Below are 21,287 nucleotides of genomic sequence, written 5' to 3'. Positions count from 1 at the left end.
GACAGGTACTCTCTGTGCCTGTCGCGGCTGAAGGGCATCTCTAATACCTCCATTCCGGAAGCTGCACGCTGCGTGTGGCGATGGCGTGTTCCTTTTTTCTGTCGCGGCTGAAGCCGCTCCTACAAGAGCACGGCGCGCATGTGTAGGAGCGGCTTCAGCCGCGACAGGAAGACGAAGTGGCCATGAGTGCCAAGGCGTCCATGAAAGACGCGGCCGCAACGCCACCGCGTCTATCGCCAGCGCGCCTTAGCCACTCCATGGCATCTCGAACGTCTCGATGCCCGAACCTGCGGGCTGGACGTGTCGGCGTCTCGCAAGTGCATCGCCATGCTTTTGGGGTTATTAGAGGCGCCCTGAAGCCGCTCCTACAAGTCCGCGGCAAGCGGCCGAAACGACAGCGCGCCGGTGGCATCCGCCGCGCGCTCAGGCCTCCATCGCGCCGGCGCGGCCGTCCTCGACCACGAAGCGCTTCAGCGTGGACACGGTGGCCTTGGGATCGCGGCGCTCGGAAATGGCCTGCAGCCGGGTCTCCATCCGCGCCTGGCTCAGCGATACCGACACGTAGCCGCGCTGGCTGCCTTCGAAATAGCGCACGTGCGGGTTGCTCGGCAGTATCTGCGCGATCGCTTCGGACGGTGGGCCGTTGGAGGTCACCGAGGTGCCGACGAATTCGGTGGCCAGGGTCTGCGAGTGCGGGTCGGCGGCATCGGCCTTCAGGTCGGTGACCCAGTACGAATGGATGTCGCCGCCCCAGAACACCGGATTGCGCAGACGGGTCTGCGCGATCGCGCGCAGCATGCGATCGCGCGTGGCCGGATAGCCGTCCCAGCCGTCGGTCCAGTGGCCGAGGTGGCCGTCCTTGGGGTCGCGCTGCAGGAACGGCGCGACCAGCAGGTCCTGCGCGATCACGTTCCAGCGCGCGTCCGAGCGGGCGAAGCCGGCATGCAGCCAGCGCTCCTGCGCCGCGCCGAGCATGCTGCGCGCGGGGTCGCCGAGGTCGGCGCAGCCGCCCGCGCTCACATGTCCGCCGCGCCAGCCGTCGGGCAGGATGCAGGGCTGCTCGTTGCGGTACTGGCGGCCGTCGAGCACGAAGAAGCGCGCCAGCGCGCCGTAGTCCAGCGCGCGGTACAGGCGCATGTTCGCGCCGCGCGGGCGGTGTTGCGCGCGCAGCGGGAAATGCTCGTACATCGCCTGGTAGGCGGCGGCGCGGCGGCGCAGGAACTGCGCGGTCGGGATCTTCGGATCCTGCGACCAGCGGTTGGCGTAGTCGTTCTGCACCTCGTGGTCGTCCCAGGTCGCCACGCAGGCGGCGCTGGCGTGCAGCGCCTGCAGATCCGGGTCGGTGCGGTACAGCGCATAGCGGTTGCGGTAGCCGGCCAGATCCAGGCACTCGCCGCTGCCGTGCGGACGCACCGCCTGCGCCGCGGCCTCGCCGCGCAGGCTGTACTCGTAGATGTAATCGCCGAGGAAGAACACCAGGTCCGGCTGCTCGGCGGCCAGGTGCCGGTAGGCGCTGAAATAGCCCTGTTCCCAGTGCGCGCAGGAGACGAAGCCGAAGCGCGCCTCGGCCAGGCTGCCCGGCGCCGGGGCGGTGCGTGCGCAGCCCAGCGGACTCTGCGCGCCCAGCGCTTCGAACCGGTACCAGTACGGCCGGCCCGGCTGCAGTCCACTCACTTCCACGTGCACGGCGTGGCCCCAGCGCGGATGCGCGGTCGCCACGCCGCGCCGCACCACCTGCGCCATGCCCGGGTCGGTGGCCACGCTCCAGCGCACCGGCACCGCCTCGCGCAGACCGCCCTGGCCGTCGGCCGCCAGCGGCTGCGGGGCGAGCCGGGTCCACACCACCATGCCGTCGGCCAGCGGGTCGCCGGCGGCCACGCCCAGGGTGAACGGATCGTCGAACCCGCGTGCCCGCGCGAACGGACTCAGCAGCGGCGTGGCAGCCAGCAGGCCCAGCCCGGCCAGGACCCGGCGCCGGCCGTGATCGGGTTGCGCGCCGTTGCTGGCCGAGGGGGTTTCCTGGATATCCGACATGCCGCTGCACCACGACTGCAATGAACCGGTGCGCAGCATAGGCCGCGCCGATGTCGGCTACATGGCGGTGACGGTGGCGGCACCTGCGATAATCGGCGAATGAACGACGCTTCCCTTCCCGATTCCGTCCACGCCGCGCTCGACCAGGGCCTGCGCGCGCAAGGCCTGGACGCCGCCGCGCTGGCGCCGCCGCTGCTGGCCTACCTGGCGCTGCTGGCGCGCTGGAACCGCACCTACAACCTCACCGCCGTCCGCGACCCGCACGAGATGGTGACCCGCCACCTGCTCGATTCGCTGGCGATGCAGCCGTTCGTGGAGGAAGGCACGCTGGCCGACCTGGGCACCGGCCCGGGGCTGCCCGGCATCCCGCTGGCGATCGCGCGGCCGCAGCTGCGGGTGACCCTGGTCGAGAGCAACGGCAAGAAGGCGCGGTTCCTGCGCGAGGCGGTGCGCCAGCTGCGTCTGGACAACGCGCGCGTGGCCGAATCGCGCGCCGAGGCCGTGGACGAACCCGGCGCCTACGATGTCCTGACCGCGCGCGCGCTGGACACGCTGGCCGGTATCGTCGCCGTCGGCGGCCACCTGCTGCGCCCGGGCGGGCGGCTGCTGGCGATGAAGGGCGTGCGCCCGGACGAGGAGATCGCCGCGCTGCCGCCGGGCTGGGTGGCGCAGGCGGTGCATCCGCTGCAGGTGCCGGGGCTGGGCGCGGACCGCCATCTGGTGGTGGTCGAGCGCGGCTGAGCCGCGGCGCGGGGCCGCCGCGCCGACGCCGATTTCCGCCGCAGGGGGGTGTGACCGCATAATGCCCGGTCACACCCATCGCCGACGAGGCTCCCGCATGGCCCGCATCATCGCCATCGCCAACCAGAAAGGCGGCGTCGGCAAGACCACCACGGCGGTCAACCTGGCGGCGGCGCTCGCGCGCCAGCCGCAGCGCGTGCTGCTGGTGGACCTGGATTCGCAGGGCAACGCGACGATGGGCAGCGGCATCGACAAGCGCGAACTGGCCGCCTCCACCTGCGACGTGCTGCTGGGCGAAAGCAGCGCCGCGCAGATCCGGGTGACCGCGCCGGAAGGTTTCGACCTGCTGCCCGGCAACATCGACCTGACCGCGGCCGAGATCCAGCTGATGGACCAGCCGGCGCGCGAGCAGCGGCTGAAGACCGCGCTGGCGCCGCTGCGCGAGGAGTACGACTTCATCCTGATCGACTGCCCGCCGGCGCTGTCGCTGCTGACCCTGAACGCGCTGACCGCCGCCGACTCGATCATCGTGCCGATGCAGTGCGAGTACTACGCGCTGGAAGGGTTGACCGCGTTGCTGGAGACCATTGAGGCGTTGCGCGCCAACCTCAATCCGACGCTGGAGATCGAGGGCGTGCTGCGCACCATGTTCGACGTGCGCAACAACCTGGCCAACGCGGTGTCGGCGGAGCTGACCAACCATTTCGGCGACAAGGTGTTCCGCACCATCGTGCCGCGCAACGTGCGCCTGGCCGAGGCGCCCAGCCACGGCCAGAGCATCGTCGGCTACGACCGCACCTCGCGCGGCGGCGTGGCCTACCTGGGCCTGGCCGGCGAGATCGTGCGCCGTCGCAACGAACGCAACAGGCCCGCCCCGGCCATGGAGAGCTACTGATGACCGCCAAGCCCCCCGCCCTCGGAGCGAAGAAGCGCGGCCTGGGCCGTGGCCTGGAAGCGCTGCTGGGACCGAAGGGTGGCGCCGCCGCGCCGGTGCCCAGCGACGAAGCGCAGCCGGGCGAGAGCCTGCGCCAGTTGCCCGTCGGGCAGCTGCAGCCGGGCAAGTACCAGCCGCGCCAGGAGATGGACGAGGGCAAGCTGCAGGAGCTGGCCGAGTCGATCAAGGCGCAGGGCGTGATCCAGCCGATCGTGGCGCGCGAGCTGGAGCCGGGCAAGTTCGAGATCGTCGCCGGCGAACGCCGCTGGCGCGCCTCGCAGCTGGCCGGGCTGAGCGAGGTGCCGGTGGTGGTGCGCGAGCTCGACGACCGCACCGTCATCGCCATGGCGCTGATCGAGAACATCCAGCGCGAGGACCTCAATCCGCTGGAGGAAGCGCAGGCGCTGCAGCGGCTGATCGACGAATTCGCGCTGACCCACGCCGAGGCGGCCGAAGCGGTGGGCCGCTCGCGCGCCTCGGTGTCCAACCTGCTGCGCCTGCTGGAGCTGCCGCCGGCGATCCGCGCGCTGCTCGAGGCCGGGCGCCTGGAGATGGGCCACGCGCGCGCGCTGCTGACGCTGTCGCCGGAGCTGGCCAGCCGCCTGGCCTCCGACGCCGCCGACCAGGGCTGGTCGGTGCGCGAGGTCGAGCATCGCGCGCAGCAGTTCGCCGCCGGCAAGGTGCCCAGCAACCGCAAGGCCAAGCCCGGCCGCGTCGCCCCGCAGGCCGACATCGCCTCGCTGGAGACCGAGCTGTCCGAATCGCTGGGCACCAAGGTCGCCATCGCCCACGGCCGCGGCGGCAAGGGCAAGCTGGTGATCCATTACACCGATCTGGACACGCTCGACGGCGTGCTGGAGCGGCTGCGCGGCAAGCTCGGCTGAGCCGTCGCCGCCGATCCGCATGACGCCCGTCCTCGTCCCCGCAATCGCGCAAGGCGCACGCCGATGACGGTGCTGGTCACCGGCGCGGCCGGCTTCGTCGGCGCCTACACCTGCCGTGCGCTGGCCGCGCGCGGCGAGAGCGTGGTGGGGCTGGACAACTACAACGACTACTACGACCCGCAGCTCAAGCGCGACCGCGTCGCCGCGCTGTGCCCGCAGATCGACATCCGCCGGCTCGACCTCACCGACCGCGACGGCCTGACCGCGCTGTTCGACGAGATCCGGCCCGAGCGCGTGGTGCACCTGGCCGCGCAGGCGGGAGTGCGCTATTCGCTGCAGAACCCGTACGCCTACGTCGACAGCAACCTGGTCGGCTTCGTCAACGTGCTGGAACTGTGCCGGCACCGCGGCGTGCAGCACCTGGCCTATGCGTCGAGCAGTTCGGTGTACGGCGATTCGGCGACGCCGCCGTTTTCCGAAGACCAGCGCATCGACCAGCCGCGCTCGCTGTACGCGGCGACCAAGGCCGCCAACGAGCTGATGGCCTACACCTATGCGCAGCTGTACGGCCTGCGCGCCACCGGCCTGCGCTTCTTCACCGTGTACGGCCCGTGGGGCCGGCCGGACATGGCGCCGCTGCTGTTCAGCCGCGCGGTGCTGGCCGGGCGCCCGATCGAGGTGTTCAACCACGGCCGCATGCGCCGCGACTTCACCTTCGTCGCCGACATCGTCGCCGGCGTGCTCGGCGCGCTCGACCACCCGTCCACCGACGCGGTGCCGCACCGCGTGTTCAACCTGGGCAACCACACCCCGGTCGAACTGGAGCGCTTCATCGGCGTGATCGAGGCCGCCGCCGGCCGCGCCGCCGAGAAGGTGTACAAGCCGATGCAGCCCGGCGACATGGTCGAGACCATGGCCGATACGGCGCGCGCCCACGCCGCGTTCGGCTTCGAGCCGAGCACCCCGATCGAGCTCGGGCTGCCGCAGGTGGTGCAGTGGTGCCGCGAGTATTTCGGTGCCGCGGCCTGACGCTTCAGCCCCGGGTCACCGGCCCAGGGCACAATGCGCGGTCTTTTTGCGGCGTTGCCGCCGCTTCCCGCGTTCCCCCATCGCGTTGCCGAGCCTAGTCGAGCCATGAGCCAGCCTTCCCTTTCCGTCGTCGTTCCGGTGTTCAACGAGCGCGACAACGTGCCGCCGCTGGTGGCCGAGATCGTCGCCGCGCTGCGCGGCGTGACCGACTTCGAGATCGTCTACGTGGACGACCATTCGCGCGACGACACCCTGGCGGTACTGGACGGCCTGAAGGCGAGCGTGCCGGAGCTGCGGGTGTTGCACCACGTCACCCAGAGCGGGCAGAGCACCGCGGTGCGCAACGGGGTCAAGGCCGCGCGCGGCGCGTGGATCGCCACCCTCGACGGCGACGGCCAGAACGACCCGGCCGACATCCCCAAGCTGCTCGCCGCGCGTACTGCCGCCGATGCGCAGGTCAAGCTGTTCGCCGGCTGGCGCGTGTCGCGGCAGGACTCGGGCAGCAAGCGCTGGGCCTCCAAGTGGGCCAACGCGATCCGCGCGCGCATGCTGCGCGACGACACCCCCGACACCGGCTGCGGCATCAAGCTGTTCGAGCGCGCCGCGTTCCTGGACCTGCCGTACTTCGACCACATGCACCGCTACCTGCCGGCGCTGATGCAGCGCGCGGGCTGGCGCACCCTGAGCGTGCCGGTGAACCATCGCCACCGCACCTCCGGCGTGTCCAAGTACAACAACCTCAACCGCGCGCTGGTCGGCATCCGCGACCTGCGCGGCGTGGCCTGGCTGATCGCGCGCAGCCGCCGCACCGTGGTGCAGGAGCGCTGAGATGGAAGTGCACTTCCTCAACGAACCGATCCAGGCGCTGTACTGGACCGGGCTGCACGTCACCGGCTGGAAGCTGATCGGCTACGTCGGCGCGCTGATGTTCGGCGGCCGCTGGCTGGTGCAGTTCGTCGCCTCCAAGCGCGCCGGCAAGCCGGTGATCCCGCGCCTGTTCTGGTACATGAGCGTGGTCGGCAGCCTGATGACGCTGAGCTACTTCCTGTTCTCGGCCAAGCAGGACTCGGTCGGCGTGCTGCAGAACCTGTTCCCGGCCTTTACCGCGTTCTACAGCCTGTACCTGGACATCAAGCACCGCGGCTGGCACCGGGATCGCGCCTCGCATTGAGCTGGCGGTAGCAGATCAGCCTCACGCCCTGTTTCATTTGCGACTCTGCCGTTTGTCGCGGCTGAGGCCGAGAAAAGGCTGCGCGCCCGGCATGGCGCCTCTTGTGGGAGGGACTTCAGTCCCGACGCCTTGTCGTCTCCGCTATCGCGTTCCGCGCATTTTCCGACAGCGGCGCGGGTCGATCCCCGATGGCGCCGCCATGTCCCAGCGCCGAAGCTGTCGGCATGCACATGCAACCTCCCCGCGGGTATCGTGCGCTGCGCGCAGGGCGCTGCAGCGAATCGGGCCGGATCTATCTGGTGACGGCGGTGACCTGCGAACGTCAGCGCCTGTTCGAGGACTGGCGCTGCGCTTGGGCCGCCGCGGCCTGCCTCGCCAATTCCGCGACGTGGGACGATGCGCAGCTGCTTTGCTGGGTGTTGATGCCCGATCACTGGCATGGATTGCTCCAGCTCGAAGGGAGCGGCCCATTGGCGGGCGTCATGCGGAACGCCAAGGGCAGGGTGGCCAGGGCGGTGAACCTGGCACGTGGCCGCGGCGGGACGGTGTGGATGCCGGGTTTCCACGATCATGCGCTGCGCCACGAGCAAGACATCCTGCCCAGTGCGCGCTACATCGTCGCCAACCCACTGCGTGCGGGGCTGGTGGACAGGCTTGGCGGGTATCCGTATTGGGATGCGGTCTGGCTGGATGTGGCGAAGGACCGGGGTGCTCGTCCTGACACCGTGATGCGGATGGTGCCTGGAAGAAGTGGGTGAATGTGGAGAGCGTCGTGCTCCGCTCGTCGCGACTGAAGTCGCTCCCACAATGGCGCGTCGGTAGCTGGTGGACGCTTCGGCAAGAGCTTCAGTGCCGATGCTCACGGCAGCGATTGGCTGATGCTGTTCGACCCGATTGGCTTCGGCACGGCGTAGCGCGTCCCGTAGCCGGTGTCTCGATTTCCGATCCGTGCTGTACCAGGACTTCCGGCCCACCCCGCGCCGCGCCCGGGATGCGATCATCGGGATCTCGTTCCCACTGCCTGTCGCCGCCCATGCCGATCGCCAAGACCCCGCTGGCCGCCTCCCTGTTGCTCGCGCTCGCATTCGCCACGCCGGCGCTGGCCGCAGCGCCGGCCGTACCGCCGGCGGCGGCCAACGCCTCCGCTGCCGATGCCCGCTTCCAGGCCATCTACGAAAAGGAATGGACATGGCGGCAGGCGCAGGTCGGGCAGGCCGACGAGGACAGCGACAGCAGCGGCGACAATCCGCAGTTGCCCGACGTCGGCGCGGCGGCGCAGGCGGCGCGGTTGAAAGTCTGGGAAGACGTGCTGCGCCAGTTGGACGCGATCGATCCCAAGCAGCTGTCGGCCGACAACCAGGTCAACCTGGCGGTGTACCGCCCGCAGATCGAGAACCTCGCCGCCGCGGTGCGCCTGCGCGCCTACGAGATGCCGTTCAACTCCGACAGCTCGTTCTGGTCGGACCTGGGCTTCATGGCGCGGCGCACGCTGCGCACCCCGGCCGAATACCGCGCCTACATCGCGCGGCTCAACGACGTGCCGCGCTACTTCGGACAGCAGACCGACAACATGCGCGCCGGCCTCAAGCGCGGCTTCAGCGTGCCGCGTGCGGTGCTGGAAGGGCGCGACGGTTCGATCGCCGGCGTCGCCGGGCTCAAGGACCCGACCGCGGCCGCGCTGTACGCGCCGTTCAAGCAACTGCCGGCGCAGATCCCGGCCGCCGAGCAGCAGGCGCTGCGCGAACAGGCGCAGGCCGCGATCCGCGACAAGGTGATCCCGGCCTACGCGCAACTGCTGCGCTTCTATCGCGACGAGTACGTGCCGCAGGCGCGCACCACGCTGGCCGCCGAAGCGTTGCCCGACGGCAAGGCCTACTACCAGCAGCAGATCCGCGAATACACCACGCTGGAGATGCGCCCGGAGCAGATCCACCAACTGGGCCTGCAGGAAGTGGCGCGGATCCAGAAGGAGATGGACGCGATCATCCAGCAGGTCGGCTTCAAGGCGCCGGCCGGGCAGCAGACCTTTCCGGCGTTCCTGCAGTTCCTGCGCACCGATCCGCAGTTCTACGTCAAGACGCCGCAGGAACTGCTCGACCGCGCGGCGTGGATCGCCAAGCGCGTGGATGGCGAAGTCGGCAAGTTCATCGGCACGCTGCCGCGCGGACGCTTCACCATCGTGCCGGTGCCGCCGGAGATCGCGCCGTTCTGGACCGCCGGGCGCGGCGGCGTGGGCACCTACTGGCTCAACACCTACAACCTGCCGTCGCGCCCGCTGTACAACCTGCCGGCGCTGACCCTGCACGAATCCTCGCCAGGCCACTCGCTGCAGGGTGCGCTGGCCGAAGAGCAGGGCGCGCAGCCGGCCTTCCGCCGCGAGAACTACATCTCCGCCTACGGCGAAGGCTGGGCGCTGTACACCGAGAAACTGGGCAAGGAGATGGGCATCTACGAAACCCCGTACGAGGATTTCGGCCGTCTCAGCTACGAAATGTGGCGCGCCTGCCGGCTGGTGATCGACACCGGCGTGCACCACAAGGGCTGGACCCGCGAGCAGGCGCTGGCCTATCTGCGCGAGCACACCGCGCTCAGCGAGCACGAGGTCACCACCGAGGTCGATCGCTACATCTCCTGGCCGGGGCAGGCGCTGAGCTACAAGCTCGGCGAGATCGCCATCGTCAAACTGCGCGCCGAGGCCGAGCAGGCACTGGGCGCGGACTTCGACATCAAGGCCTTCCACGATGCGGTCCTGAAGCAGGGTTCGGTACCGCTGCCGGTCTTGCAGCAGCAGGTGCGCGCATTCATCGCCCAGAGCAAGCAGCAGGCCGCCGCACGCAAAAAACCTGCCGCGACCAAGACCGAATAACGCGCGCGCACTCCCTTCTCCCGCCGGGAGAAGGTGCCCCGTAGGGGCGGATGAGGGTACGGGCGCAGCCTCGTGCACTTCGAAGGCCGCGAGTCGCTTTCGCGCCGTACCCTCACCCCAACCCCTCTCCCGATGGGAGAGGGGCTCGGCTGTCCCTTCTCGCCCGGGAGAAGGTGCCCCGCAGGGGCGGATGAGGGTACGTGCGTAGCCTCGTGCACTTCGAACGCCGCGAGTCGCGTTCGCGCCGTACCCTCACCCCAACCCCTCTTCCGATGGGAGAGGGGCTCGGCTGTCCCTTCTCCCCCGGGAGAAGGTGCCCCGTAGGGGCGGATGAGGGTATGGGCGCAGCCTCGCGCACCCCCAACTCTGCGAGTCGCTTTCGCGCCGTACCCTCACCCCAGCCCTCTCCCGATGGGAGAGGGGGCTAGCTGCTGTCCCCTTCTCCCACTGGGACCATGGCCCCCTTTTCGGGGGAAGGTGGCGTGCAGCGCCGGCTGAGAGTACGACCACCTGCGCGATACGAGCGCGCCGGACGCCGGACGATCCACGCCCATCAGCGCTGCACGGATACGCCCACAACAACCCCACGACCGCCGTCGCCTCTCTCCACCTGCGATTGTGTAACCCCGCCCACATCGCTAGGCTGGCGTCCATGTCCATCCGCCGCGCCCGCCTGCTCCACCCCTTGCTGCGCCTGATGGCGCTGGCGATGCTGGCGCTGGGCGTGTTGGTGGCGCCGGTGGCCTGCGCGCTGGGCGATGTGCATGCAATGGCGCACGACCAGGCGCACGTGGACGAAGACGCGCCGCACCGCGGCGACGGCGCAGGCGAGCGCGATGGCGCCAGCCTGATGCACGCGCTGATGCACAGCGGCTACTGCCACGGGCAGAGTCCGGCGCTGCTGTCGTCGCTGATCTGGCAGGGCCTGCCATTGGCCGTACAGCCGCGCCCGGGCGCCGCGCACCAGGACTACCGCTCGCACCTGCTGGAAACCCCGCTGCGGCCTCCGATCGCGGCTTGATGCACCGCCGGCGCCTGCCGGCCCGTCCATCGATCCCCGATTCCGGAGAAGTCCCATGTGGTTGCGACTGGCGGCTGTTGCCGCCTTCGCGGTCGCGCCCTGCGCGTGGGCGCAGGCCGTGCCGCCCGATGCTGTGCTCACCCTGGACGACGCCTTCGCCCGCGTCGCCCAGTCCCATCCCGACCTGCGCCTGGCCGACGGCCAGCGCCGCGTGCTCGCCGCCGAGGCCGAGCGCGAGGCGCTGCGTCCGCCGTTGCGGCTGGGCGCCGAACTGGAAAACGCCTTCGGCAGCGGCGATGCGCGCGGCCTGGACCAGGCCGAACTGACCGTCACCCTGGCCGGCGTGCTCGAACGCGGCGGCAAGCTCGACGCGCGCCGCACCCTGGCCCAGGCGCGCATCGATGCGCTGGCGCCGCAGCGCGAACTGGCGCGGCTGGACCTGCTCGCCGAGGTCGCGCGCCGTTACCTGGCGATCGCCGCCGCCGCGCAGCGCCAGGCCATCGCCGCCGCCGACCTGGCGCAGCGCCAGCGCACCGTCGCCGCGGCGCGGCAGCGGCTGCAGGCCGGCGCCTCGCCCGAATCGGTGCTGCTGACCGCACAGGCGCTGCAGGCGCGTGCGGAACTGGACCGCGATCGCGCGCAGCAGGAGCACGCCGCCGCGCGCCGCCACTTGGCGGTGCTGTGGGGCGAACGCGATCCCGGCTTCGCGCAAACGACCGGCGATCCAATGGCGTTGCCGGCGGTGCCGGATTTCGACGTGCTGGCCGCGCTGCTCGATGCCACCCCGGAGCTGGCGCGCTTCGCCGGCGAGGCGCGGGTGCGCGAGGCGCGGCTGCGGCTGGCACGCAGCCAGGCGCGGCCCGACCTGGACTGGCAGTTCGGCGTGCGCCGGCTGCAGGACGGCGATGCCACCGCGTTGGTCGCCGGGGTCTCGCTGCCGTTGGGCAGCGCCGCGCGCGCGCAGCCGGAGATCCGCGCCGCCGAGGCCGAGCGCGAATTGCTCGGCGTGGAGCGCGAGGCGCAGGCGCTGGCGCTGTACTCCACGCTCGCCGACGCGCACGGCCGCTACCGCGCCGCGCAGCTGGAAGTGGCGCGCATGCGCGACGACGTGCTGCCGAAACTGACACGTGCCGAGGCCGCCGCCGAGCGCGCTTACCGCGGCGGGGCGATCAGCTATCTGGAGTGGGCGCAGTTGCAGGCCCAGCATGGCGATGCGCGGCGGCAGCAGCTGGCCGCGGCGATCGAAGCGCAGACCGCGCTGATCGAGATCCAGCGCCTGACCGGACAGCCATTCGTGCTCGCGCCCACATCGCAGGTGGCGCGATGAGCCGTTCGGTGCCGCTGCGCATCCGCCGCGCGCCGGCGTCTGCCATCGCATCCGCCTCCCTTCTCCCAACGCCTGGCGTCCGCCGCCGGCGTCTTTCAGGAATTCCTACGATGAAACTCCGATCCGCTGCGCTGATCGCGCCGCTGTTGCTTGGACTGCTGCTCGGCGGTTGCGCCGGCGCGGGCGACGACGCCAGCCACGACGACGCCGACGCGCATGGCGCAGGCGGCGAAGCCCATGCCGAGGAAGCACGCAAGGGCGCACACGGCGGGCGCCTGCTCGAACAGGACGGCACCGCGGTCGAACTGGCGATCGCCGAGGACGGCACGCCACCGACCTACCAGGCCTGGCTGTACCGTGACGGCAAGCCGTTGCCGCCCGGCGCCGGCAGCGTCGAGGTGCGGCTCACGCGGCTGGGCGGCGTGGCCGAGACGCACCGCCTGCGCGCACGCGACGACGGCAGCCTGCTGGCCGACAGCGAGGTGCGCGAGCCGCATTCGTTCGACGTGGAGGTGCGCGCCACGGTGCAGGGCAAGGCGCTGCGCTGGACCTATCCCAGCTACGAAGGCCGTACCGACATCGCGGCGAAGATCGCCGCCGATGCGGGTATCCGCGTGGCCCCGGTCGGCCCTGGCAGCATCGCCGACGAACACGAGGTGCAGGGCCTGCTGACCCCGGCCGAAGGCGCCCAGGCGCAGGCAACCGCGCGTTTCCCCGGCCCGGTGCGCAGCCTGCGCGCCAACGTCGGCGACCGCGTGCGCGCCGGGCAGGTGTTGGCCACGGTGGAAAGCAACCTGAGCCTGACCACCTACACGATCAGCGCACCGATCGCCGGCACGGTGCTGGCGCGCACTGCCAGCGTCGGCAGCAACGCCGCCGAGGGCCAGGCGCTGTTCGAGATCGCCGACCTGTCCACGCTGTGGGTGGACCTGCACATCTTCGGCGCCGACGCCGGCCACATTGCCGCCGGCGCGCCGGTGACGGTGACCCGGATCAGCGACGGCACCGTCGCGCAGACCACGCTGGAACGCGTGTTGCCGGGCACTGCCACCGCCAGCCAGAGCACGGTGGCGCGCGCGGTGTTGCGCAACGAAGACGGACTGTGGCGGCCGGGCTCGGCGGTGAAGGCGCGGGTCACCGTGGCGCAGCAACCGGCCGCGCTGGTGGTGCCGGTGACCGCCTTGCAGACCTTCCGCGACGGGGACGTGGCGTTCGTGCGCGTGGGCGACACCTACGAAGCGCGGCCGCTGCAACTCGGCGCGCGCGATGCGCGCCAGGTGCAGGTGCTGTCCGGGCTGAAGGCCGGCGACGAGGTGGTGGTGGAGCAGAGCTACCTGGTCAAGGCGGACATCGAGAAGTCGGGGGCGTCGCATGAGCATTGAGCTGCGCATGGGACACCCCTGTAGGAGCGGCTTCAGCCGCGACAGAAACCCGAACATAAATGGGATGCCGGCAGATCGGTCGCGGCTGAAGCCGCTCCTACAGAAAAGCGGGGCGTCCAGCGCCGCGCACGGAGGCCGCCGCGATGCTCGCTAACCTCATCCGTTTCGCCATCGCGCAGCGCTGGCTGATGCTGGCGCTGACCGGGGTGCTGATCGCGATCGGTGCATGGAGTTTCTCGCGCCTGCCGATCGACGCCACGCCCGACATCACCAACGTGCAGGTGCAGGTCAACACCGCCGCGCCCGGCTACTCGCCGCTGGAGGCCGAACAGCGCGTCACCTTCCCGCTGGAGACGGTGCTGGCCGGCCTGCCCGGGCTGGAATCCACACGCTCGCTGTCGCGCTACGGGCTGTCGCAGGTCACCGTGGTGTTCGCCGACGGCACCGACCTGTACTTCGCGCGGCAGCAGGTGGCCGAACGCCTGCAGCAGGTGAAGTCGCAGTTGCCGCCGGAACTGGAACCGCAGCTCGGGCCGATCGCCACCGGCCTGGGCGAGATCTTCATGTACACGGTCGAGGCCAAGCCCAACGCGCGCAAGCCCGACGGCACCGCGTGGACCGCCACCGACCTGCGCACGCTGCAGGACTGGGTGGTGCGGCCGCAGTTGCGCAACGTGCCGGGCGTCACCGAGGTCAACACCATCGGCGGCTATGCGCGGCAGATCCACATCACCCCGGACCCGGCGCGGCTGGTCGCACTCGGGTTCACCCTGGACGATGTGGCGCGTGCGGTCGAGGCCAACAACCGCAACGTCGGCGCCGGCTATATCGAGCGCAATGGCCAACAGTTCCTGGTGCGGGTGCCGGGGCAGGTCAGCGGCATCGACGAGATCGGCGCGATCGTGCTGGACCGGCGCGAGGGCGTGCCGATCCGGGTACGCGACGTGGCCCAGGTCGGCGAGGGACCGGAACTGCGCACCGGCGCCGCCACCCAGGACGGCAGCGAAGTGGTGCTGGGCACGGTGTTCATGCTGGTCGGCGCCAACAGCCGCGCAGTGGCGCAGGCCGCGGCGGCCCGGCTCGAACAGGCCAACCGCAGCCTGCCGCCGGGCGTGCAGGCGGTGCCGGTGTACGACCGCACCGCGCTGGTCGATCGCACCATCGCCACCGTGGCCAAGAACCTGGTCGAGGGCGCGCTGCTGGTGATCGTGGTGCTGTTCCTGCTGCTGGGCAATTTCCGCGCCGCGCTGATCACCGCGGCGGTGATCCCGCTGGCGATGCTGTTCACCCTCACCGGCATGGTCCGCGGCGGCGTGTCCGGAAATCTGATGAGCCTGGGCGCGCTGGATTTCGGGTTGATCGTCGATGGCGCGGTGATCATCGTGGAGAACTGCCTGAGCCGCTTCGGCCAGGCCCAGCAGCGCCTGGGCCGGATGCTCAGCGCCGCCGAGCGCTTCGAGCTGACCGCGCTGGCCACCGCCGAGGTGATCCGCCCCAGCCTGTTCGGTGTGGGCATCATCGCCGCGGTGTACCTGCCGGTGTTCGCGCTGACCGGCATCGAGGGCAAGATGTTCCACCCGATGGCGATCACCGTGGTGCTGGCGCTGAGCGGGGCGATGCTGCTGTCGCTCACCTTCGTACCGGCGGCGATCGCGCTGACCCTGGGCGGCAAGGTCGCCGAGCACGAGAACCGCGCGATGCGCTGGGCGCGGCAGGCGTATGCGCCGCTGCTGGACGGCGCGCTGCGCCACGCGCGCTGGATCGGCGCCGGCGCGCTGGCGCTGGTGCTGCTGTGCGGCGTGCTGGCCGCGCGGCTGGGCACCGAGTTCATTCCCAACCTCGACGAGGGCGACATCGCCCTGCACGCGATGCGCATCCCCGGCACCAGCCTGGAACAGGCGATCGTGATGCAGTCCACGCTGGAGCGGCGCATCAAGCAGTTCCCGGAAGTGGCGCACGTGTTCGGCAAGCTCGGCACCGCCGAGGTCGCCACCGATCCGATGCCGCCGTCGGTGGCCGACACCTTCCTGATCATGAAACCGCGCGCGCAATGGCCCGATCCGCGCAAGCCCAAGGCGCAGTTGCTGGCCGAGATCGAGGCGGCGGTGCAGGAACTGCCGGGCAACAACTACGAGTTCACCCAGCCGATCCAGATGCGCATGAACGAGCTGATCTCCGGGGTGCGCGCGGACGTGGCGATCAAGCTCTACGGCGACGACCTGGACACGCTGGTGGCGGTCGGCCGGCGCATCGAAGAAGTCGCCCGCGGCGTGCCCGGCGCGGCCGACGTCAAGCTCGAGCAGGCTACCGGCCTGCCGATGCTGACCGTGGTGCCGGACCGCACCGCGCTCGCCGGCTACGGCCTCAATCCCGGCGTGGTGCAGGACACGGTGGCCGCCGCGGTGGGCGGCCAGGACGCCGGGCAGCTGTTCGAAGGCGACCGCCGCTTCGACATCGTGGTGCGCCTGCCCGAAGCCTTGCGCCGGGATCCGGCGGCGCTGGCCGACCTGCCGATCCCGCTGCGCGGCGACGGCGAGCGCGGCGATGCCGACGAGTCCAGCCGCGCGCCCGGCTGGCGCAGCGGCGCGCCGATCACCGTGCCGCTGCGCGAGGTGGCGAAAGTGGAAACGCTGCTGGGGCCGAACCAGATCAACCGCGAGGACGGCAAGCGCCGCATCGTGGTCACCGCCAACGTGCGCGACCGCGATCTCGGCGGCTTCGTCGCCGAACTGCAGCGCCGCGTCGGCGCCGAAGTGGCACTGCCCAGCGGCTACTGGATCGGCTACGGCGGCACCTTCGAGCAACTGATCTCGGCCTGGCAGCGCCTGGCCTGGGTGGTGCCGGCCACGTTGCTGCTGATCTTCGCGCTGCTGTACTGGTCGTTCGGTTCGCTGCGCGATGCGGCGATCGTGTTCAGCGGCGTGCCGCTGGCGCTGACCGGCGGTGTGGTCGCGCTGGCGCTGCGCGGCATCCCGCTGTCGATCTCCGCCGGGGTCGGCTTCATCGCGTTGTCCGGGGTGGCGGTGTTGAACGGGCTGGTGATGATCGCCTTCGTGCGCAAGCTGCGCGAGGACGGCCTGGGGCTGGAGCAGGCCCTGCGCGAAGGCGCGCTGGCACGGCTGCGGCCGGTGCTGATGACCGCGCTGGTGGCGGCGCTGGGTTTCGTGCCGATGGCGTTCAACGTCGGCGCCGGCGCGGAGGTGCAGCGGCCGCTGGCCACGGTAGTGATCGGCGGCATCGTCTCCTCCACGCTGCTGACCCTGCTGGTGCTGCCGGTGCTGTACCGCTGGCTGCACCGGCGCGACAATGCCGCGGCGGCGTCCGCCACCGCGGATGCTCCGACGCTGGCGAGGTGAGCGATGGCCGACAACTGCTGCGGGTGCGGCAAGACCCTGGACGTGGCGGCGATGCAGGCGCGCCAGCGGCGGGTGCTGTGGTGGGTGCTGGCGATCAACGCCGGCACCTTCGCGATGATGCTGGCCAGCGCCTGGCACAGCGGCTCGGCCTCGCTGCTGTCCGGCAGCCTGGACAACCTCGGCGATGCGTTGACCTATGCGCTGAGCCTGGCCGTGGTCGGCGCCAGCCTGGCGGCCAAGGCGCGGGTGGCGCTGCTCAAGGCCGCGCTGATCCTGGCCGCGGCGTTGGCGGTGGCCGTGGGCATCGGCTGGAAGCTGCTGCACCCGCAGCTGCCGCTGTTCGAGAGCATGGGCGTGGCCGCGGCGCTGAACCTGGCGGCGAACCTGCTGTGCCTGCGCCTGCTGTGGCCGTACCGGCGCGGCGACATCAACCTGGCCTCGGCCTGGGCGTGCTCGCTCAACGACGTCTACGAGGGCGGCGCGGTCATCCTGGCCAGCGTCGCGGTGTGGGCGTTCGGTGCCGGCTGGCCGGACCTGCTGATCGCCGCGGCTTTGTTGCTGCTGTTCCTGCGCTCGGCCTGGCAGGTGGCGCGGCGCGCCTGGGCGGAACTGCGCCAGGCCCGCGCGGCGCCGGTAAGTGCTTGCGACACAAGGGAAAGGCATGCATAATGCGCGGCTCGCTGTGCCCGGCTTCGGTCGGAGCGGCGGCCGGATACGCGATCTCCGGCCGGCCTTCCCCGGCGTAACTGCTTGATTTCCCACGACGCGTGGTGGCCCACAAGGCTGCCGGGGCCGCCGTCTCCCAGGCTATGGGCGACTCAAACTTTCTATCGAGGTGCGTAATGTCCCGCGTATGCCAAGTGTCCGGCAAGCGTGTGCAGACGGGTAACAACGTCTCCCACGCCAACAACAGAACCCGTCGTCGCTTCCTGCCCAACCTGCACGAGCGCCGCTTCTGGGTCGCCAGCGAGAACCGCTGGGTCAAGCTGAAGGTTTCCGCGCACGCGCTGCGCACCATCGACAAGAACGGCATCGACGTCGTTCTGGCTGAGCTGCGTGCGCGCGGCGAAAAGGTCTGAGGAGTAACGCATCATGGCAGGCAAGCGCGATAAGGTCCGTATGATTTCCTCGGCCGGTACCGGCCACTTCTACACCACGGACAAGAACAAGAAGAACACCCCCGGGAAGATGGAATTCCTGAAGTACGACCCGGTCGTGCGCAAGCACGTCCTGTACAAGGAAGGCAAGATCAAGTGATCGACTGATCGCTGGATCGCCTTTCCAGGTCGACACGAAACCCGCCGCAAGGCGGGTTTCGTGCGTCTGGGGTCCGCACATGGTGTTCTGGCTGGGCCGCTCGCGGCGAGACGAGCGCCCGGCCTGCGCGCCGCCGGCCGCGTCACGGCACGGCACGCAACGGTTGCGTTTGCCGCCGCAGCCCGCAGAATCGGGCGACTTGGCTTGCGAAGGGTCGCGATGCTGCCGTTCTGGTTGGAAGGCACCTGGCTGCTGGCGCTGGACTGGCTGATCCGGCTGGTGGCGCTGCTGTGGATTCCGGCGCGCACCACGCCCGGCGCGGCGCGCAGCTGGCTGTTGCTGGTCGGCTTCGTGCCGGTGCTCGGCTTGCCGCTGTACCTGCTGCTGGGCCACCCGTGGCTGTCGCGCGAACGCATCCAGCGCCAGGCGCAGGCCTCGCAGGTGATCCGCGAGCAGCAGGTGCCGTTGACCGCGCTGCGCTGGGCTCCGCCCGCCGACACCGCGATCGCCGAAGTCGTGCCGCTGATCGAGCGCCAGGGCGATTTCATGCCCACCCATGGCAACACGGTGGAATTGCTCGATCGCTATGCGGACTCGCTGCAGGCGTTGATCGACGACATCGACGCGGCGGTGGAGCGCGTGCACCTGCTGTACTACCTGATGTTCGACGATGCGGTCGGCGACGCGGTGGTGGCGGCGTTGTTGCGCGCCGCCGCGCGCGGCGTGCGCTGCCGCCTGCTGCTCGATGCGCGTGGCGGCAAGCGCGGATTGCGCCGCTACCGCAAGCGCCTGCGCGCGGCCGGGGTCGAGGTGCAGGCGCTGCTGCCGGGCGGTCTGCGCTGGCGCCGCAGCGGGCGCATGGACCTGCGCAACCACCGCAAGATCGCGGTGATCGACAACCGCGTCGGCTACATCGGTTCGCAGAACCTGGCCGACGCCGAATTCGTGCGCGGCCATCCCAACCGCGAACTGGTGGCGCGGGTGCAGGGGCCGGTGGTCGCGCATCTGGAAGCGGTGTTTGCCAGCGACTGGTTCATCGAGACCGGCGAGCGCTTGCGCGTGACCGAGGTCACCGCGGTGCACGGCGCCGACACCGCCACGCAACTGCTGCCCAGCGGCCCGGCGTATCCGTTCGAAAACGCGCGCGATGCGGTCAACGCGCTGATCCACCTGGCGCGGCGCCGGATCGTGATGGTGACGCCGTACTTCGTGCCCGACGAGGCCACGCTCAGCGCGCTGCGCATCGCCGCGCTGTCCGGGGTGGACGTGCAGCTGATCCTGTCGGAGAGCAGCAACCAGCGGCTCACCGCCTGGGCGCAGGAGGCCTACTACGACGAACTGCTGCGCAGCGGGGTCAAGATCGCGCTGTACCGGCCGTGCTTCCTGCATGCCAAGCACCTGAGCGTGGACGAGGGCATCGCCCTGGTCGGCTCGATCAATCTGGACATCCGCTCCTTCGCGCTGAACGCCGAGATCGGCGTGCTGTGCTACTGCGCCGAGGTGGTGCAGCGGCTGCGCGTGGTGGAGGCCGACTACCTGGCCGATGCGCGCGCGCTGTCGCTGCAGGAATGGCGCAAGCGGCCCGCCTGGCGGCGCAGCCGCGAGGGCATCGCCCGCCTGGCCGATGCGTTGATGTGAGAGCGGACGCAGATGACAGCATGATGTCCCCGCCATGCGCGATGTTCGCGCCGACATGAGCGATGGTTCTTAGCCACCGGCGGAGCCGGCGAGGGCATCCCTTACAATCGCCGGCATGAGCGACCTCCTGCCCACCGCATCCGATGGCGACTGCGACTGCGATATCGCCATCGTCGGCGGCGGCGCGGCCGGCACCCTGGTGGCGCTGCAGCTGCTGCGGCAGGCCACGCAGGCACTGCGGCTGCAGCTGATCGAACCGCAGGCGGCGCTGGCGCAGGGCGTGGCCTACGCGACGCCCTGCGCGGAGCATCTGCTGAACGTACCGGCCGGACGCATGAGCGCCTTCGCCGAGCAGCCCGACGACTTCCTCGAATGGCTGCAGCAGCAGGCGCTGTATCCGGCGTTGCAGCGCGACGCGCTGGCGCAGGCCTATGTGCAGCGCCGCCATTACGCCGACTATCTGCGCGCGCGCCTGGCACAGGCGCAGGCCGCGAGTCCGGCGCAGCTGCAGTGGCGGCAGCAGCGGGTGCTGGCGCTGAATCCGGACGCCCACGGCCAGGCGCTGCACCTGCAGGATGGCGCGACGCTGCGCGCGCGCGCGACGGTGCTGGCGCTGGGCAACAGCCTGCGCCCGCTGCCGGCGCGCGGCGCGGCCAGCCTGCCCGCGCATGTGCGCGTGGACGCCTGGAACTACGAACAGCTGCGCGCGATCCCGCGCGAATCCACGGTGTGCATCGTCGGCGCCGGCCTGAGCATGGCCGACAGCGTGCTGACCCTGCTCGCCAACGCGCACCGCGGCCCGGTCCACGTGATCTCGCGGCACGCGGTGCTGCCGCTGCCGCATGCCGAACATGCCGGTCACACCGCGGCCGACTTCGATCCGCAGCCGCTGCTGGCGCTGCCGTTGCGTCAGCGCCTGCGTGCGCTGCGTCGGCAGGCGGCTGCGGCACAGGCGCACGGCCTGCCATGGCAGAGCGTGATGGAGCGGCTGCGGCCGCTGGGCCAGGCGCTGTGGCAGTCGCTGTCGGCCGCCGAACAGCGGCGCTTCCTGCGCCATGCCGTGCGCTACTGGGATGCGCACCGGCACCGCATCGCCGCGCCGGTGTTCGCGCAATTGCAGGCGATGCGCCGGATCGGCCAACTGCGCGTGCACCGCGCGCGATTGGACACGGTGTTCCCGGTCGGCGCCTGCGTGCAGGTCAATGCGGTCGGCCCCGATGGCCTGGCGCTGCAGCTGGACGCCCACTACCTGATCAATGCCACCGGTGTGGAGCTGCGCGCGCAGACCATGCGCAACCCGCTGCTGCACCAACTGCTGGGCTGCGGCCACGCCGCGCCCGGCCCGCACGGCATCGGCGTGGCCACCGCGCCCGACGGCGCGCTGCTCGACGCCGACGGCCATGCCGATCCGCGCCTGCGCGTGCTCGGCAGCCTGCGCATCGGCAGCCTGTGGGAAAGCCTGGCGATCCCGGAACTGCGCGTGCAGGCGCAGCAGCAGGCGCAGGCGCTGCTGGGCGAATTGCGGCCGGCGCACGCCGACGCATAGCCGAGGCGTGCGGCGCCGATGCCGCGCGTCCGAGCGTGCTTTCGGGCGTCCAAAGCCGCCTGGACTGGCTTAAGATCCGCACTCCCAACTCCCGCATCGGC

At 70.8% G+C, this 21,287-nt stretch carries 18 protein-coding genes; 17 read left to right on the top strand and 1 reads right to left on the bottom strand.

Going from position 1 to position 21,287, the window contains the following annotated elements; translation table 11 throughout:
• Nucleotides 1-423: 423 nt before the first annotated feature.
• Nucleotides 424-2,034 (bottom strand): alkaline phosphatase D family protein, encoded by a 1,611-nt coding sequence (locus tag AB3X08_RS21865; protein ID WP_369935139.1) that lies wholly within the window; start codon nucleotides 2,032-2,034, stop codon nucleotides 424-426.
• 99 nt (nucleotides 2,035-2,133) lie between these two features.
• Here AB3X08_RS21865 and rsmG point away from each other — a divergent pair, with 99 nt between their 5' ends.
• The 17 genes from rsmG to AB3X08_RS21780 all read left to right on the top strand — a co-directional run bounded on the left by rsmG (nucleotide 2,134) and on the right by AB3X08_RS21780 (nucleotide 21,186).
• Nucleotides 2,134-2,775 carry a 16S rRNA (guanine(527)-N(7))-methyltransferase RsmG gene (gene rsmG / locus AB3X08_RS21860; protein ID WP_369935137.1) on the top strand — a complete coding sequence of 214 codons (642 nt, stop codon included), beginning with the start codon at nucleotides 2,134-2,136 and terminating at the stop codon, nucleotides 2,773-2,775.
• A 97-nt stretch (nucleotides 2,776-2,872) separates the two neighbouring features.
• Nucleotides 2,873-3,670 carry a ParA family protein gene (locus AB3X08_RS21855; protein WP_185814523.1) on the top strand — a complete coding sequence of 266 codons (798 nt, stop codon included), beginning with the start codon at nucleotides 2,873-2,875 and terminating at the stop codon, nucleotides 3,668-3,670.
• Nucleotides 3,670-4,593 carry a ParB/RepB/Spo0J family partition protein gene (locus AB3X08_RS21850; RefSeq protein ID WP_369935135.1) on the top strand — a complete coding sequence of 308 codons (924 nt, stop codon included), beginning with the start codon at nucleotides 3,670-3,672 and terminating at the stop codon, nucleotides 4,591-4,593. The genes AB3X08_RS21855 and AB3X08_RS21850 overlap by 1 nt, the downstream gene beginning before the upstream one ends.
• Before the next feature lie 63 nt (nucleotides 4,594-4,656).
• The gene (locus tag AB3X08_RS21845) at nucleotides 4,657-5,622 is read left to right on the top strand and encodes an NAD-dependent epimerase/dehydratase family protein (protein ID WP_369935133.1); all 966 of its coding nucleotides are present in this window, start codon (nucleotides 4,657-4,659) and stop codon (nucleotides 5,620-5,622) included.
• Between the two features lie 105 nt (nucleotides 5,623-5,727).
• A complete protein-coding gene (locus AB3X08_RS21840; protein ID WP_369935132.1) occupies nucleotides 5,728-6,450 on the top strand; it encodes a glycosyltransferase family 2 protein in 723 nt (240 codons plus the stop codon).
• A gap of 1 nt (nucleotide 6,451) precedes the next feature.
• Nucleotides 6,452-6,793, top strand: coding sequence for a lipid-A-disaccharide synthase N-terminal domain-containing protein (locus AB3X08_RS21835; protein ID WP_263111488.1), 342 nt, complete (start codon nucleotides 6,452-6,454; stop codon nucleotides 6,791-6,793).
• Between the two features lie 224 nt (nucleotides 6,794-7,017).
• The gene (locus AB3X08_RS21830; RefSeq protein WP_420018502.1) at nucleotides 7,018-7,551 is read left to right on the top strand and encodes an REP-associated tyrosine transposase; all 534 of its coding nucleotides are present in this window, start codon (nucleotides 7,018-7,020) and stop codon (nucleotides 7,549-7,551) included.
• Nucleotides 7,552-7,826: 275 nt separating this feature from the next.
• A complete protein-coding gene (locus tag AB3X08_RS21825) occupies nucleotides 7,827-9,659 on the top strand; it encodes a DUF885 domain-containing protein (protein ID WP_369935130.1) in 1,833 nt (610 codons plus the stop codon).
• A 652-nt stretch (nucleotides 9,660-10,311) separates the two neighbouring features.
• A complete protein-coding gene (locus AB3X08_RS21820; protein WP_369935129.1) occupies nucleotides 10,312-10,680 on the top strand; it encodes a hypothetical protein in 369 nt (122 codons plus the stop codon).
• A gap of 55 nt (nucleotides 10,681-10,735) precedes the next feature.
• Complete coding sequence (locus tag AB3X08_RS21815; protein WP_369935128.1) at nucleotides 10,736-12,007, top strand: TolC family protein; 1,272 nt, start codon at nucleotides 10,736-10,738, stop codon at nucleotides 12,005-12,007.
• A 110-nt stretch (nucleotides 12,008-12,117) separates the two neighbouring features.
• Nucleotides 12,118-13,389, top strand: coding sequence for an efflux RND transporter periplasmic adaptor subunit (locus tag AB3X08_RS21810; RefSeq protein ID WP_369935126.1), 1,272 nt, complete (start codon nucleotides 12,118-12,120; stop codon nucleotides 13,387-13,389).
• Nucleotides 13,390-13,532: 143 nt separating this feature from the next.
• Nucleotides 13,533-16,745, top strand: coding sequence for an efflux RND transporter permease subunit (locus AB3X08_RS21805; protein ID WP_369935124.1), 3,213 nt, complete (start codon nucleotides 13,533-13,535; stop codon nucleotides 16,743-16,745).
• Nucleotides 16,746-16,748: 3 nt separating this feature from the next.
• Nucleotides 16,749-17,414 (top strand): cation transporter, encoded by a 666-nt coding sequence (locus tag AB3X08_RS21800; protein WP_369935122.1) that lies wholly within the window; start codon nucleotides 16,749-16,751, stop codon nucleotides 17,412-17,414.
• A 173-nt stretch (nucleotides 17,415-17,587) separates the two neighbouring features.
• A complete protein-coding gene (gene rpmB / locus AB3X08_RS21795; protein WP_184414189.1) occupies nucleotides 17,588-17,824 on the top strand; it encodes a 50S ribosomal protein L28 in 237 nt (78 codons plus the stop codon).
• A gap of 10 nt (nucleotides 17,825-17,834) precedes the next feature.
• Nucleotides 17,835-18,002 carry a 50S ribosomal protein L33 gene (rpmG, locus tag AB3X08_RS21790; RefSeq protein WP_169411268.1) on the top strand — a complete coding sequence of 56 codons (168 nt, stop codon included), beginning with the start codon at nucleotides 17,835-17,837 and terminating at the stop codon, nucleotides 18,000-18,002.
• Nucleotides 18,003-18,221: 219 nt separating this feature from the next.
• Nucleotides 18,222-19,640: a cardiolipin synthase gene (gene cls / locus AB3X08_RS21785; protein WP_369935120.1), complete on the top strand. Its 1,419-nt coding sequence runs from the start codon at nucleotides 18,222-18,224 to the stop codon at nucleotides 19,638-19,640.
• 115 nt (nucleotides 19,641-19,755) lie between these two features.
• Nucleotides 19,756-21,186 (top strand): FAD/NAD(P)-binding protein, encoded by a 1,431-nt coding sequence (locus AB3X08_RS21780; RefSeq protein WP_369935118.1) that lies wholly within the window; start codon nucleotides 19,756-19,758, stop codon nucleotides 21,184-21,186.
• The last annotated feature ends 101 nt before the right edge of the window (nucleotides 21,187-21,287 follow it).

It is taken from the genome of Xanthomonas sp. DAR 34887 (genome assembly GCF_041245805.1).
Classification (GTDB): Bacteria; Pseudomonadota; Gammaproteobacteria; order Xanthomonadales; family Xanthomonadaceae; genus Xanthomonas_A; species Xanthomonas_A tesorieronis.
The sequence above is the reverse complement of the archived record's forward strand: the minus strand, read 5'-3'. Positions and strand labels throughout refer to the sequence as shown.